This window comes from Kribbella sp. NPDC000426 (assembly GCF_040300265.1).
Taxonomy (GTDB): domain Bacteria; phylum Actinomycetota; class Actinomycetes; order Propionibacteriales; family Kribbellaceae; genus Kribbella.
The window spans coordinates 822215-836871 of the sequence record NZ_JBEPDK010000003.1 but is presented as its reverse complement, the minus strand read 5'-3'; the positions used below and the strand labels follow the sequence as shown (position 1 = coordinate 836871).

Below are 14657 nucleotides of genomic sequence, written 5' to 3'. Positions count from 1 at the left end.
TCTCCCCCCAGGTCGCCCCAGCTACCCCTGCTTCGACACTACGCCCGCCTGTTGCGCCCGAGCGAGCATGAGCACGCCGGCCAGCACGCCGGTCGTCCCGAGCGTGATCAGCCGGGGATCGGTTTTCCACAGGCCGAAGACGAGCCAGCAGGACAGCTCGCCACAGACGAGGGCCCAGGTGCTCTTCGAGATGCCGGTCGGATGAGCGGTGCGGTACGCCGTCCACAGGGAAGGTGCGACCTGGACTATCGAGGCGCCGGCGAGGAGGGTCCCCAGCCCGACCCGCCCACCGACCGCCGCCGCGAGCACGAGCAGGCCGACCCACGTGCAGATCCAGCGGATCGCGCGGCGGTTGAGGGCGCCGCGGCGTACGAGCATCACCGAGACGGTCCCCGCCAGGGTGCTCGCGGCTGTCGAGGGCAGGCTCGCGGTCCAGTAACCGGAGGCCATGAAGTAGCAGAACCAGGCCGCATTGTTGACGCTCGTCAGCGTCGCCCAGGACCACGAGACGCCAGCCGTGTCGCCGGTCCGGCGGAGCTTGAGGATCGCGGCGGCGTGATCTCCGGGTATCGGGCTGTGGTGGATCCGGGGGCGGTCGGGCATGGGTTCGAGGTGCTGCTCGCGGTCACGATGGATCGGGAGGAGTCGGTGGCCGGGTTCGAGGCCGGGCTCGAGCAGATCCCGGAGGTGGTGCACGCGGAGCGGCTGTTCGGCGAGCCGGACTACTTCGTCCGGGTTGCGACGGCCGACATCGCGAGCTTCCAGCGGCTGCGCGACGAACGGCTGGCGCGGCTGCCGGGTGTCCAGCGGATGACCTCGACGATCGTGATGAAGAAGGTCGTGGACAACCGGCCGCTGCCAACGTGAACAGTGTGGAAACTCATTCGCTCAAACCTGACTTATCCACAGATTTGAGCGATTTCGGGGCGGTTTTGGTGGAGAAGTAACAGTCAGCTTGGGGATAACTCGCCCGAATCGGTGTGCACAGCTGGGGATACGGGTGTGGATAACTCTCCGGTGACCGGTGTCAGACCCACTGTGTGGAGACGACGAACCCGACCGCGATCAGGCCCATGCCGATCAGCAGGTTCCAGTTGCCGAGATCCTTCATCACCGGGATGTCCTGGCCGGCCACGTAGAAGACGACCAGCCAGGCGAGACCGAGCAGCCAGCAGAACAGCATCAGCGGCGCGACCCACACGCGGCTGGTGGTACGCGGCCTCTTCGGGGTCTTCTCGACCTTGACCTTCTCGGTCTTCTTCTTGTTGCGACTGCTCGACTCGGGCACGACTGAACTCCTTGTAAGGACGGACGCATAAGCTGACCGCTACGACCTGTGCGGGTCCGGTCCGGGTTAGCGTAGTGCAGAGAGCAATGTGGAGATCACGGGTGCGTAGGTTGAGGCGGATTTCGCTGTGGCGCGTAGGGGCGCCGCTGGCGCTGCTGTGCGCCGGTCTGCTGTTCGCGACCAGTGCCACCAACGCCCGTGGCACGGACCTGCGGCCCAGTCGCAACACTACGCTCGCGGGCCTGGTGGAGGAACAGAGTCGCCGCAGCGCCACCCTGGTCCGGCAGCACGCGGCCCTGACCCACGACATCGAGGCGCTGCAGGCGCAGCAGGGCTCGATCGACCCGAAGCTGGCCAAGCAGTTCGAGGATCTGTCCGAGCAGGTCGGCACCCGCCCGGTCGTCGGCCCGGGGCTGACCGTCACCCTCCGGGACGCACCGCCCGAGGTGGTCAAGGAGAACCCGGACGTCGACGAGAACTGGCTGGTCATCCACCAGCAGGACATCCAGGCCGTCGTCAACGCTTTGTGGGCCGGCGGCGCCGAGGCGATGACGATCCAGAACCAGCGCGTCATCTCCACCACCGGCGTCAAGTGCGTCGGCAACTCCGTCGTACTGCACGGTGTTCCGTACCTCCCGCCGTACACGATCAGCGCGATCGGCGACCGGCGGAAGCTGCAAAAGGCGCTCGACGACTCGCAGTACATCGAGAACCTGCAGGACTACGTGGTGAAGTTCCAGCTCGGGTACGACGTGAAGAGCGAGGGCTCGATCTCGATGCCGGCGTACGAAGGCACGCTGGACCTCCAGAGCGCCACCGTCCCCGGTTATCCACAGACCCCGTCGGCCAGCCCATCGGTCACCGGCAGGTAGCTGTCACAATGGTCCGCATGCCGCGGATCCTCGTCGTCGACAACTACGACTCCTTCGTCTACAACCTGGTGCAGTACCTGCAGCAACTGCAGGCCGACACCACGGTGCTGCGCAACGACGAAGTCACCCCAGACCAGGCCGGTGAGTTCGACGGCGTCCTGCTGTCGCCCGGCCCCGGTACGCCGGAAGAAGCCGGCGCCTGCGTCGACATCGTGAAGGAGAAGGGCGGCGTGGTCCCGATCTTCGGGGTCTGCCTCGGTCTCCAGGCGATCGGCGTGGCGTACGGCGGTGTCGTCGGCCGCGCGGACGAGCTGCTGCACGGGAAGACCAGCCAGGTGTTCCACGAGGGCGCCGGCGTGCTGTCCGGGCTCCCGTCGCCGTTCACCGCAACCCGGTACCACTCGCTCGCGATCGCCCAGGACACCGTGCCGGACGAGCTGCAGGTGACCGCCCGCACCGAGGCCGGCGTGATCATGGCCGCCCGGCACCGCGACCTCCCGGTCGAAGGCGTGCAGTTCCACCCGGAGTCGGTGCTGACCGAGGGCGGCCACCGGATGCTCGCCAACTGGCTCGCGATCTGCGGCGACCAGGACGCGGTCGCGCGCTCGGTCGGCCTGGCCCCGGTCGTCAGCTAGAACCCGAAAACGAAAGAACCCCCGGGGCGGTCGCCCCGGGGGGTTCTGTTGTCTCATCCGCCGATCGTGATGCCCGGCGAGGTGGGAGTGCTGGGCGGCGGCGTGTCCGTCGGCTGGCTCGGCGGCGGGGAGCTCGGCTCCTCCTGCTTGTTGACGGTCAGCGTGATCAACGAGCCCTTCGGCGCCTTGCTGCCGGCCTTCAGGGACTGCTGCAGCACCTGGCCGTCGGCGGCGTTCGGGTCGTTGCCGAACACGTACCCGACCCGGAAGCCGGCCTGCTCGAGCGTCAGCTTCGCGTCGTCGTACGACTGGGTGACGACGTTCGGTACGTCGACCTGGGTCTTGCCGCTCGACACGGTCAGGGTGAACTCCTGACCCGACGGGTACTGCCCGTTCGGGTCCGGGCTGACCGCGAGGACGATGCCCTTCTTCTCCTCGCTGTCCTGCTCGACGACCTTGTCCTTGACCTTGAAGTTCGCGGACGTGCCTTCGAGCGCCTTGCGAGCGGCGGACTCCGACTTGCCGATCACGTCCGGCACCGGGAACGCGCTCCGCCCGGACGAGAACACGACGGTGACGACCGAACCCTGCTGGGCCTCGGTCCCGGCCGTGGGGGTCTGCCGGATCGCGGATCCGCGGCCGACCGTGTCGCTGGTCTCGGACGGTCCTTGCGCGAACTTCAGACCCTTGTCGGTCAGCAAGGCGGTCGCGTCGGCGACCGATTTGCCGCTGACATCCGGGACGGCGACCTTCGCGACCGGGGTGTTGCCACCGCCGCCGTTGTTGTCCTTGCCCATGTTGGTGAACAGCGCGTACGCCCCGACGGCGACCGCGACGATCGCCAGACCGAGCAGGAAGTACGCCAGGCCGCGGTTGCGCCGCGACCGCCCGTCGTCCTCCTCCAGGTCGTCGCCGCCCGGCGGGAGGATGTCGTTGCCCGCGGTCTGGCGGTAGGCCTGGGTGGCAGCCGGCGCGACCGCGGTCGGCGCCATCGCCCGGGTCTCTGCGACCGCGGCCATCGGCGCGGTCACCTGCTGGCCGGCCAGCACCCGGTGGATGTCGGCGCGCATCTCGGCGGCGCTCTGGTACCGCTCCTCGCGGTTCTTCGCCAGCGCCTTCAGGACGACCGCGTCGACCTCCGGCGGGATGTCCGGGTCGAACGACGACGGCGGCAGCGGCTGCTCCCGGACGTGCTGGTAGGCCACCGACACCGGCGACTCACCGACGAACGGCGGACGCCCGGTGAGCAGTTCGTACAGCAGGCAGCCGGTCGAGTACAGGTCGGAGCGGGCGTCGACGGTCTCGCCGCGGGCCTGCTCCGGGGACAGGTACTGCGCGGTGCCGATCACGGCCGCGGTCTGGGTCATCGTGGAGGACGTGTCGGCGACCGCGCGGGCGATACCGAAGTCCATCACCTTGACCTGACCCTGCGGGGTCAGCATCACGTTCCCGGGCTTGATATCGCGGTGCACGATGCCGGCCCGGTGGCTGTAGTCGAGCGCCTCGAGCACACCGGAGGTGATCTCCAGCGCCCGCTCCGGCATGATCTTGCGGCCTTCGCGGATCAGGTCCCGCAGTGTTTTGCCGGTGACGAGTTCCATCACGATGTACGGGATCGTGACGCCGGAGCCGTTTGGATCGGGCTCCTCGCCGGTGTCGTACACCGAGACGATGGTCGGGTGGTTGAGCGAGGCGGCCGACTGGGCCTCCCGGCGGAACCTGGCCTGGAAGGTGGCGTCACTGGCCAGGTCGACCCGCAGCCGCTTGATGGCCACCGACCGGCCGAGCCGGTTGTCCACACCCCTGCGGACCTCGGCCATGCCGCCGCGGCCGAGCGGTTCGCCTTCTTCGTATCGGCCGCCGACGAGACGTGCCTGCGATGTCATGACCTCAGCCTTCCAACCTGTCTGTGAGACACAAAAACACACTCAACTTGCCCACGGTAGCGGCCGCCACACGTGGTTCCCCGTTGGAAAGACGCGCCGTGACGGCATCATTCCGTATCGTGCTCATTGGCTCAGCACCGCCTCCATCACCGACTTGGCGATCGGCGCGGCGAGCTTGCCGCCGGCGATGTCGTCGCGGGCGATATCGGCCTTCTCGATCAGCACCGCGACCGCGATCTTCGGGTCGTCGGCCGGTGCGAACGCGGTGAACCAGGCGAACGGCGGGCGGTCCTTCGCGGTCTGTGCCGTACCGGTCTTGCCGGCCACCTGGACGCCGCTGATCTGACCCGGCTTGCCGGTGCCGTTGTTGACGACGTCGACCATCATCGCGGTCAGCTGGGACGCGACCTGCGGGGTGACCGCCTGGTGCAGCGACTCCGGCTTGGTCTCCGAGACCGTCTTCAGGTCCGGGGTCTTCACGTTCTGGACGAGGTACGGCTTCATCACCTCGCCCTTGTTCGCGATCCCGGCCGCGACCATCGCCATCTGCAGCGGCGTCGCCCGGACGTCGAACTGGCCGATCGCGGACTGCGCGGTCTGCGGCTCGTTCGGGTCGCCGGGGAACTGGCTGGTGGCCACGCTCGGCAGCTCGGCCAGCGGCCGCGCGCCGAAACCGAACTTGGCGGCCTGCTCGCGCAGCGCGTCCGCGCCGAGGGCCATGCCGACACTGCCGTACGCCGTGTTGCAGGAGTAGCGCAGCGCGATCGTCAGCGTCGCGTTGTTGCTGCCGCCGCAGTTCTTGCCGTCCTCGTTCACCAGCGGAACGGTGGTCTGCGGCAGCGGCAGCTCGGCCGGCGAGTTCACCTTGGTCTCCGGCGTGTACTTGCCGCTGGACAGCGCCGCGGCCGCGGTCACCAGCTTGAACGTCGAGCCCGGCGGGTAGAGCTCCTGCGCCGCCCGGTTCGACAGCGGCCGGTCCTTGTCCTCGTTGAGGCTCTTCCAGGCCGCGTCGACCTTGGCGCTGTCGTGCGAGGCGAGCCGGTTCGGGTCGTACGACGGCGTGGTCGCCATCGCCAGGATCTTGCCGGTCTTCGGCTCGATCGCCACCACGGCGCCGATCTTCGAGCCCAGCCCCTTGTACGCCGCCTGCTGGGCCGCCGCGTTCAGCGTCAACGTGACGCTGCCGCCCTGCTGCGGCCGGTTGCTGATCACGTCGATGATCCGCCGGAACGCCATCGACGGGTCCGAGCCGTTCAGCTCGGAGTTCATCGTCAGCTCGATCCCGCCGCGGCCGAACCGGTACGAGTAGAAGCCGGTCACCGGCGCGTACACCGGCCCGGACGGGTACGTCCGCTGGTACTTGAACCGGTCGTTGGATGGCTTGCTCTGCGCGACCGGCGTACTGCCGATCAGGATCGGGCCGCGGTTCACCGAGAACTGCGAGTCGCGGACCCGGTTGTTGTCGTTGCGGCCGTTGATCTCGTTGGCCCGGAAGGCCTGCAGGTACGTCGAGTTCGCCATCAGCGCGAGCATCAGGATGATCGCTGCGACAGCCAACCGCCGGATTGCCGAGTTCACTGTTTCTGCACCGCCATCGCGATCGTTTCGTCGGACACGGGAGCGGCCGGGGTCTGCGGCCGCCGGGCCTGGTCGCTGATCCGCAGCAGCAGCGCGATGATCGCCCAGTTCGCGACCAGCGACGTACCGCCGAGGGCCATGAACGGGGTGGCCAGACCGGTCAGCGGGATCAGCCCGGTCACGCCGCCGACGATCACGAACACCTGCAGCGCGAACGACATCGCCAGGCCGGTCGCGATCAGCTTGCCGAAGATGTCCCGGCAGCCGAGCGCCGTGCGCAGACCGCGCTCGATGATCAGCGTGTAGATGAGGATGATCGCGATCAGCCCGGTCAGTCCCAGCTCCTCGGCCATCGAGGAGATGATCATGTCGCTGTTCGCGTAGAGGGTGGCCTCGGGATGGCCCTGGCCGAGCCCGCGGCCGAGGATCCCGCCCCAGGCCTGACCCATCAGGCCGAGTTTCACCTGGCCGCCGTCGATCGCCCACGGGTCCAGCCAGTCGGTCACCCGGCGGTGCACGTGGCCGAACGTCGCATAGGCGAAGTACGCACCGCCGGCGAACAGCAGACCACCGATGATGAGCCAGCCGGCCCGCTCGGTCGACACGTACAGCAGGAACAGGAACAGGCCGAAGAACAGCAGTGAAGAACCGAGGTCGCTCTCGAAGACCAGGACTCCCAGGCTGACCAGCCAGGCGATCAGGATCGGCCCGAGGTCGCGGGCCCGCGGCAGGTCCAGACCGAGGAAGCGGCGACCGGCCAGGGTGAGGACATCGCGCTTCACGACCAGGTAGCCGGCGAAGAAGATGACCAGGCAGACCTTGGCGAACTCGCCGGGCTGGAACGACATCCCGGCGACGCGGATCCAGATCGGGGCGCCGTTGACGTTCGCGCCGATGCCCGGAACGAGTGGCAGCACGAGCAGGACCAGACCGGCCAGGCCGAGCGTGTAGGTGAAGGCCTGCAGTCGCCGGTGGTCCCGGATCACGAGGATGACGGCGAGGAACCCGACCACGCCGACCGCCGTCCAGGTGATCTGCTGCGGCGCGAACGGTACGCCCCGGGTCCGGCCGATCGCCGTCAGCCCGAGGTCGATGCGGTGGATCATCGCGACGCCGAGCCCGTTCAGCAGAACGGCGCACGGCAGGATGACCGGGTCGGCGTACGGCGCCCGGAACCGCAGCGCGAGATGGGCGATCAGGGCCAGCAGCCCGATCCCGGCGGCGTACAGGCCGGTGCTGGCCGGGACGCCGTCCTGGGCGGTGATGCCGATGTTGACGTAGGCGGCGACCGAGACTCCGACCGCGATCACGAGCAGGAACAGCTCCACCCCGCGCCGGGTGCGCGGAATGATCTGGATGACGGACGTGGAGGCGATGCTCATCGGACGCCGTCGCAGTCGTCGGGGTTGTCAGGTGTCGCCGTGCTGCCCGGGCTGGTCGGTGTCGTCGACGGGCGCACGACCGGGGTCGTCACCGGCGGCTTGGAGACCGGCGGCTTGGACACGGGCGGCGTACTCGGCTTCGGCGTCGGGGTGGGCGTCGGCTTGGTCTTCGCGGCGCACTCGGCAGCTGTCTGCTGCAGCTCGGCGACGATCGACCGGGCACCGGCGAGGTTGTCCGCCTGGATGTTGCCCTCCACCTGCTCACGGCTGTACGTCGGGAGCTTGTCGACCTGCAGCGACTGCCGCTCGTAGACCTTCGACAGATCGATACCCGGCAGATCCGCCTCGACACCCTTGAAGATCGCGACGTAGTCGCCGTCGCTGCCGACGTAGTACTGCTTCTGGGTCCAGCTGTAGGCGAACCAGCCGCCGCCGCCGATCAGCCCGAGGATGATCACGAGCACGGCGATCCGCCGCAGCCACGGGAACCGCTTCGGCGGACGCGGCGCGTACCGCAGCTCCTCCGGGTCGAGCCCTGCGCCATGGCCGCCGTGGCCACCGCCGCCGTGCCCGCTGCCGCCGGTGCGGATCGCGACCGTGGGCTCGCCGCGGCCTGTGCTGCCCTGGGCCAGCTCGGCGGCCGCACCCACCAGTTGGGGCTGGACGCCGCTCGCGGGCTCGGTCTCGACGACGTCGGCGACCACGCAGGTGACATTGTCGTTCGAGCCCGCCTCGAGGGCGTGCGTGATCAGCTCGACCACGACGGAATCCGGCGTACCGGAGGCCATCGAGGCGGCGATCACCTCGTCGCTCACGTAGTCGGGCAGGCCGTCGCTGCACAGCATCAGCCGGTCGCCGGCCCGGACGTCGAGGATCTCCAGGTCCGGATCGGAGTCCGGGCGGCCGTCGAGCACGCGCAGGATCAGGTTGCGGTGCGGGTGGGTGAAGGCCTCCTCCTGGGAGATCCGGCCCTCGTCGACCAGCGACTGCACGAAGGTGTGGTCGTGGCTCAGCTGGTACAGGACCCCGTCGCGCATCCGGTACGCCCGGGAGTCGCCGAGGTGCGCCAGGCCGAGCTGCTTGCCGTCGAACATCAGCGCGGTGACGGTCGAGCCCATGCCCTCGCGCTCGGGGTCCTCCTCGACCAGCTCGGACAGCCGCTCGTTGGCCCGGTGGACGGCGCCGGCCAGCGCCTCGATCATGTCCTCGCCGCCGATCTCGGGCGTGTCCAGCCGCCGGATCACCTGGACCGCCGCCGCGCTGGCCACCTCACCGGCCGCGGCGCCGCCCATTCCGTCGGCGAGCAGCAGCAGGTGCGGACCGGCGTACGCCGAGTCCTCGTTGTTGCGGCGCACCCGTCCGACGTCGGACAGTGTGGCGTAGTCGAGCGACAGGGTCATCGAGGCAGGCCTACTTCGCGATGTTCAGCGTCGTCCGGCCGATCCGGATCGAACCGCCGATCTCGGCCGGGACCGGGCGGGTCACCCGCTGGCCGTCAAGGTACGTGCCGTTGGTGGAGCCGAGATCCTCGACCCACCACTGGCCCTCGGACAGGAACAACCGGGCGTGCCGGGTGGAGGAGTAGTCGTCGTCGAGCCGGATCTGGCAGTCCGAACCGCGGCCGATGATCACCGGCTCCTCGGTCAGCGAGGCGCCGACACCGGCCTGCGGCCCGTCCGCGATCGTCACCGACGCGGGCAGGCCCTTGCGCTTCTTGGCCGGTTTGGCGGTCTTCGGCGTCCGGGTGCTCTGCGGTACGGCGGCCGCCGCGGCCCGGCTGTCCACCTTGGCGCCGAACAGGTCGGACCTGATCACGGACAGCACCGCCAGGACGAACATCCACAACAGGGCCAGGAACCCCAGTTTGATCAGGGTCAGGGTCAGTTCCGACATGGACTTCCGGTCACCACCCGCTGCTCGGCGGCTGGGCCATCGGCTCGTCCGCGAGACGCAGCGTCATGGTCGTGTTGCCGATCCGCACCGTCGAACCGTCGACCAGCTCGGCCTCCGTGCTGCGGCGGCCGTTGACCAGCGTGCCGTTGGTGGAGCCCAGGTCGACAAGCACGACGCGAATACCGTCCGGGCCTTCCGGCATCAGCCGGATCTCGGCGTGCCGGCGGGAAACACCGGGGTCGTTGATCTGGATGTCCGCGTCGGTACCGCGGCCGAGCACGACGCCGGGCGGGTTGACCGGGCGGCGACGCCCGTTCACCTCGAGCATCACCTGCGGGTGACCGCGGCGCGGGGACGGCTGCTGCTGGTACTGGGGCTGCGGCGGGCTGACCGGCTCGGGCGGCACGTAGGGCTCCTGCTGGTAGGGCTGGGGCTCGGGCTGCTGATAGGCGGCCGGGCGACGCTGTGGCGTCCCGACCGTCTCGCTGACCACCCGGAACTTACCGGTCGGGAGGTCGTCCTGCTGAACCAGCTCGATGTCGATCGGCCCGGAGAACGTGTACCGCTGGATGTCGGCGTGGTCCCGCAGCTCGTTGGCGAGCTCGTGGTTCAGGGTCCGGCCGTAGGCGTTCAGCCGCTCGAAGTCGTCCGGCCCGAGCTCGACGACGAAGTGGTTCGGCACCAGCCGCCGGTCCCGGGACAGGATCCGCGCGGTGTTGTCGATCTCACGCTTGAGAGCAGCCGCGAGTTCGATCGGCTCGACGTCACCCTTGAAAGCGCGCGCGAAGACACCGCTGACAATGCCTTCCAGGCGTCGCTCGAAGCGCTGTAACGGTCGCACGCCTCCTCCTCCACGGTCAGTACGCCAAAGATCGTCCACCGGTCGAGGCGGACACACCGGGTACGACGATCGATCGTATCGGGAGGTTCGACCGAACCCGCAATGTGAAGCACCCGGACAACCCGTGCTAATGTTCCTTCTCGTCGCCGGGAGCACCATCCGGCGACTGCGCGCGGGTGGCGGAATAGGCAGACGCGCACGGTTCAGGTCCGTGTGCCCGAAAGGGCGTGGGGGTTCAACTCCCCCCTCGCGCACAACACGAGAGTCCCGGTCGACACGACCGGGACTTCGTCTTTTCCCGGGCCCTGTGCTGATCCTCACGCCCGGCGTTCCGGCATAGGCCGGTGGGGAGTCGGGGCCTCTGGTCAGCCGATCGGTTGACCGGGCGGGTCGGTCGGTGGACTGACGACCTGCGGGGTTGGCGGGTGGGAGGCTGCTGGGTATGGAGCAAGCACTCGAGTTGGTGGGGCTCAGGAAGGTGTTTGGGGATGAGCGGGCTGTTGGCGGGTTGAGTCTGACTGTGCCGGCCGGGTCGTTCTTCGGGGTGTTGGGGCCTAACGGGGCTGGGAAGACGACGTCGTTGTCGATGGCGGTGGGGTTGTTGCGGCCGGACGGGGGGACGGCGCGGATCTTCGGGGTGGATGTTTGGCGGGAGCCGGTCAAGGCGAAGGCGCTGGTCGGGGTGTTGCCGGACGGGTTGGGGATGCCGGAGCGGCTGACCGGGCGCGAGGTGCTGACGTACCTCGGGCTGTTGCGGGGTCTGCCGGAGGACGAGGTGCAGCGGCGGACCGGCGAGCTGCTGGAGGTGCTCGAGCTCGATCACGAGGACGACAAACAGGTGATCGGGTACTCGACCGGGATGCGGAAGAAGCTCGGGCTCGCGGTCGCGCTGCTGCATGCGCCGCGGCTGCTGGTGCTGGACGAGCCTTTCGAGGCGGTCGATCCGGTGTCGGCGGCGACGATCCGGACCATCCTGCACCGGTTCATCGCCGGCGGCGGCTCGGTGGTGATGTCGAGTCACGTGATGGCGCTGGTCGAGCAGCTGTGTGACCGCGTCGCGGTGGTCGCCGACGGCAAGGTAGTTGCCGCAGGCACCGTTTCCGAGGTGCAGGCCGGCGGCACGCTGGAGGATGCGTTCGTGTCGCTGGTCGGCGCGTCGACGCGGGGAGCGGACGGTCTGACGTGGCTCTCGCACTGACGTACAACACCTCGCACACGCTGGTCCGGATGCGGCTGGCCGCGTTCCGGCATGCGCTCAGGGATCAGCTCCGCCTGACCTGGATCGTCACCGGCGGGTTCGTCGGCCTGGTGCTGGCGGGCGGGACGCTCTGGGTCGCGGCGAGAGGCGACAACGACGTACTGGCCGTGGTGCTCGCGGTCTGGATGCTCGGCTGGGTGGTCGGTCCGCTGTTCGCGGGCGGTGGCGACGAGACGCTCAAGCCGGAGTACTTCACGATGATGCCGCTGCCGCCGCGCACGCTGTCCACCGGCCTGCTGGTGGCTGCGCTGGCCGGCGTCGCCCCGATCATCAGCCTGATCGCTCTGCTCAGTCTCGTCATCACAGGTGCGAACGTCGCTGCCGCTCTGGTCGCCGTGCCGGCACTACTGCTCCAGCTCTTCTGCTTCATCCTCGCGTCCCGGCTCGCCGTCGCGGTGTACGGCGTACTGCTGCAGGTGCGGGCCGGTGCGGTGATCGCAGCGCTGGTCAACGCGTTCATTCTCGCGTTCACGGCGCAGGGCTGGGCGCTGATCGTGGCGTTCGTGTCCACCGACGTACAGGGCACGTTGGCCAAGGCTGCGCGGATCGCACCGTCTGGCTGGGGTCTGGTGGCCGTGGAAGCCGCCGGACGTGGTGACTGGCTCAGAGTGCTCGCAGCACTCGCCGGTCTGGTCGTGCTGGGCGCGCTGATGCTCGTGGCCTGGTCTGCGCTGCTTGTACGCCGGACTACTGCGTCGAGAGCCGGAGGCAAGGTCAGACGCCCCCTGAGCGGGACCGATCCGCGGAGTGGCGCAGCTGCCAAGGAACTGCGCTCCTGGACCCGTGACCTGCTCTACGGCCACAAGGCGGTCTTCGCGATCAGCTATGGCCTGTTCTTCTGCATGATGCCGCTGGCACTCGGCTGGAAGGCCATGCTGCCCTGGGCTGGTCCTGCCGCCGTCGTCATGGCCGCTGCGATGTCAGCCAACCTCTATGGCGCGGACGGTACGGCGCTGTGGAGCACGCTGATGACGCCCGGCGCCAACGGGCCTGATGTGCGCGCCCGCCAGCGTGCGTTCCTGCTGGTCTTCGGTCCGATCACGCTGGTCATCACCCTGTTGCTGACGTGGTGGTCCGGCTACGCCAGTGCCTGGCCGCTCGTGCTGAGCGTCCTGCCCGCACTGCTCGGTGGTGCGGCCGGTCTGGTCGTGGCCAGCTCGGTGTACGCCGCCGTACCGACGACTGATGCGCACAAGAGGTCCGGCAATCCGCTGAACTCCGGTGAGAACGAGGGCGAGACGATGGGCATCGTCTACGTGATGCTCGTGCTGGTCGCATCGACCTGTGCCCCGGCCCTGATAGTGGCGCTCTACACCGGCTGGTGGGGTGTGCCGGTCGGCCTCGTGTCCGGCGTCATCGCCTGGTGGTACTTCGGTCGCGTGGCGGCCCGGCGTCTCGACAAGAGGGGGCCCGAGCTCCTCACGCTACTCAGGCACGGCCGGTCGCCCGGCGAGCAGGCGAAGAAGACAGCAGGGCTCGACGCACTGCCCAAGTGGAAGCGGACCGCGGCCGGCTTCTGCCTCGGGTTCGCGGCGATCCCGCTGTTCCCGCAGGCCGTCGTACCGGCGATCTTCAAGCTGACCGGGAACGACGACACGCGGTCCTGGTTCCTGGCGCTCTACCAGACCGGACCGTGGCAGTGGGTCGTGATCGTGCTGATGGCCGCGTTGGGCCTGTCGATGTACGCGTTCGGCGGGCTTACCTACTACCGCGCGAAGAAGCGCGCTCCGGGTGCGTCGGTCGCGGCAGCCGCAGGCTAGGCGCGCCTCGATGCCGGGCGGTCGGGGCGACGGTTCGGTGGTTGCGCAGCATCCAGACAGCAACTGCGGCCGCGGCGAACAGGCCGGCGATCCCGGCGTAGTCGGTCAAGCTCATCATCGGTTCTCTCTCCAGGGCGGGTAGCTCGGCGGCGGCGAGTTCCGCTGGCGTCTGACCGGAAAGTGACGGGTGTTCAACCTTTCCGTGATGGCACGGCAGTGTCGTGGCTGAACAGTGCCAATAGGAAAGTGCCGGATTCCTGAAAGGGTGGGGCCCGGAGGTGGGGTGGAATGCAGGACGGCTCGTTGCTCGATGCGCGGGAGGAGCAGACCTACCGGCTGCTGGTCGGCCTGTCCGCGGCGCGGGCCGCGGAGCTCGCAGAGGTCGCCGAGCTCCCGCAGCACGAGGCTGACGAGGTCCTGCAGCGACTGCAGGCGAAGGGACTCGTCACGGTCCAGGCAGCCGACGAGCCGGTCTTCAGCCCGCTGCCGCCGGACGTGGCCTTCGGTACGACGCTGTTGCGCCGCCAGGAGTCGCTCGAGGCCGCCCGGAAGACCGTGGCCGCGCTCAGCGAGGAGTTCCGGGCCAGCGCCAGTCGCCGCGACGCACACCACCTGGTCGAGGTGATCATCGGCGCCACCACACTCCGCGAACGTCTGCGCGACCTGCAGAACGCGGCCCGCGAGGAGATCCTCTGGTTCTGTCGCGCGAACCCACTCGCGATGCAGGGCGCCGAGAACACCGAGGAGTACGGCGCTCTGTCGCGCGGCGTGCGGTACCGCGCGATCTACGAACGAGCCCTGATCGAGACGCCCGGCGAGCTCGACTCGATCGCCGAAGGCGTCAGCTGGGGCGAGGAGGCCCGGGTCCTGCCGACGTTGCCGGTGCGGATCGCGATCGTGGACCGGTCGACCGCGATCTGCCCGCTGGTCCGCGACGACGAGAGCATCGGGGAACCGTCGGCCGCCATCATCAACCGCGGCCAGCTCCTGGACGCACTGCTGGCGCTCTTCGAGAGCTACTGGGAGCTGGCGACACCTGTGCGACTCCAGTCCGACGAGGCCGAGCCGACGGAAGGCTTGGACGACTCCGAGCGGCTGCTGCTCTCCCTGCTCGTGGCTGGTGTGCCGGACAAGTCCATCGCGAACCAGCTCGGTATCAGCCGCCGAACAGTGCAACGCCGCCTGGATCGCCTGATGGCTCTGGCAGGTGTGGATACCAGGACCGGTCTGGCGTTCCAGGCGGCGAAGCGCGACTGGCTCTGAG

The 14657-nt window shown here is 68.9% G+C and carries 14 protein-coding genes and 1 tRNA gene; 7 read left to right on the top strand and 8 right to left on the bottom strand.

Annotation, left to right across the window (positions count from 1 at the left end):
- Positions 1-21: 21 nt before the first annotated feature.
- The gene (locus tag ABT313_RS17865; protein WP_350854366.1) at positions 22-603 is read right to left on the bottom strand and encodes a hypothetical protein; all 582 of its coding nucleotides are present in this window, start codon (positions 601-603) and stop codon (positions 22-24) included.
- Between ABT313_RS17865 and ABT313_RS17860 the strand changes: the two genes are divergently transcribed.
- Positions 580-867: an Lrp/AsnC family transcriptional regulator gene (locus ABT313_RS17860; protein ID WP_350854363.1), complete on the top strand. Its 288-nt coding sequence runs from the start codon at positions 580-582 to the stop codon at positions 865-867. The genes ABT313_RS17865 and ABT313_RS17860 overlap by 24 nt on opposite strands.
- Positions 868-1027: 160 nt before the next feature.
- Here the strand turns inward: ABT313_RS17860 and ABT313_RS17855 are convergent, their stop codons facing one another.
- On the bottom strand, positions 1028-1288 hold the full coding sequence (locus ABT313_RS17855; protein WP_130445510.1) for a cell division protein CrgA: 261 nt from the start codon (positions 1286-1288) through the stop codon (positions 1028-1030).
- 101 nt (positions 1289-1389) lie between these two features.
- Here ABT313_RS17855 and ABT313_RS17850 point away from each other — a divergent pair, with 101 nt between their 5' ends.
- Both ABT313_RS17850 and ABT313_RS17845 read left to right on the top strand, forming a co-directional pair.
- The gene (locus ABT313_RS17850) at positions 1390-2160 is read left to right on the top strand and encodes a DUF881 domain-containing protein (RefSeq protein ID WP_350854360.1); all 771 of its coding nucleotides are present in this window, start codon (positions 1390-1392) and stop codon (positions 2158-2160) included.
- 17 nt (positions 2161-2177) lie between these two features.
- A complete protein-coding gene (locus ABT313_RS17845) occupies positions 2178-2795 on the top strand; it encodes an aminodeoxychorismate/anthranilate synthase component II (RefSeq protein ID WP_350854357.1) in 618 nt (205 codons plus the stop codon).
- Positions 2796-2848: 53 nt separating this feature from the next.
- On the opposite strand, the gene pknB is transcribed toward ABT313_RS17845, so the two are convergent.
- The 6 genes from pknB to ABT313_RS17815 form a co-directional block, all read right to left on the bottom strand.
- The gene (gene pknB / locus ABT313_RS17840; protein WP_350854354.1) at positions 2849-4681 is read right to left on the bottom strand and encodes a Stk1 family PASTA domain-containing Ser/Thr kinase; all 1833 of its coding nucleotides are present in this window, start codon (positions 4679-4681) and stop codon (positions 2849-2851) included.
- A gap of 123 nt (positions 4682-4804) precedes the next feature.
- On the bottom strand, positions 4805-6259 hold the full coding sequence (locus ABT313_RS17835; protein ID WP_350854351.1) for a peptidoglycan D,D-transpeptidase FtsI family protein: 1455 nt from the start codon (positions 6257-6259) through the stop codon (positions 4805-4807).
- On the bottom strand, positions 6256-7641 hold the full coding sequence (locus ABT313_RS17830) for an FtsW/RodA/SpoVE family cell cycle protein (RefSeq protein WP_350854348.1): 1386 nt from the start codon (positions 7639-7641) through the stop codon (positions 6256-6258). The genes ABT313_RS17835 and ABT313_RS17830 overlap by 4 nt, the downstream gene beginning before the upstream one ends.
- Complete coding sequence (locus tag ABT313_RS17825) at positions 7638-9041, bottom strand: PP2C family protein-serine/threonine phosphatase (protein ID WP_350854345.1); 1404 nt, start codon at positions 9039-9041, stop codon at positions 7638-7640. Before ABT313_RS17825 ends, ABT313_RS17830 begins: the two co-directional genes overlap by 4 nt.
- A 10-nt stretch (positions 9042-9051) precedes the next feature.
- Positions 9052-9534, bottom strand: a complete 483-nt coding sequence (locus ABT313_RS17820) for an FHA domain-containing protein FhaB/FipA (protein ID WP_350854342.1) — start codon at positions 9532-9534, stop codon at positions 9052-9054.
- Positions 9535-9544: 10 nt separating this feature from the next.
- A complete protein-coding gene (locus tag ABT313_RS17815; protein WP_350854339.1) occupies positions 9545-10375 on the bottom strand; it encodes an FHA domain-containing protein in 831 nt (276 codons plus the stop codon).
- Between the two features lie 170 nt (positions 10376-10545).
- On the opposite strand from ABT313_RS17815, the gene ABT313_RS17810 reads away from it, so the two are divergent.
- The 4 genes from ABT313_RS17810 (at position 10546) to ABT313_RS17795 (ending at position 14656) form a co-directional block, all read left to right on the top strand.
- Positions 10546-10629: transfer RNA gene (locus tag ABT313_RS17810), tRNA-Leu, on the top strand.
- A 188-nt stretch (positions 10630-10817) separates the two neighbouring features.
- A complete protein-coding gene (locus tag ABT313_RS17805) occupies positions 10818-11573 on the top strand; it encodes an ABC transporter ATP-binding protein (RefSeq protein WP_350854336.1) in 756 nt (251 codons plus the stop codon).
- Positions 11558-13393: a hypothetical protein gene (locus ABT313_RS17800; protein ID WP_350854333.1), complete on the top strand. Its 1836-nt coding sequence runs from the start codon at positions 11558-11560 to the stop codon at positions 13391-13393. Before ABT313_RS17805 ends, ABT313_RS17800 begins: the two co-directional genes overlap by 16 nt.
- A gap of 288 nt (positions 13394-13681) precedes the next feature.
- Complete coding sequence (locus ABT313_RS17795) at positions 13682-14656, top strand: helix-turn-helix domain-containing protein (protein WP_350854330.1); 975 nt, start codon at positions 13682-13684, stop codon at positions 14654-14656.
- Position 14657: the final 1 nt, after the last annotated feature.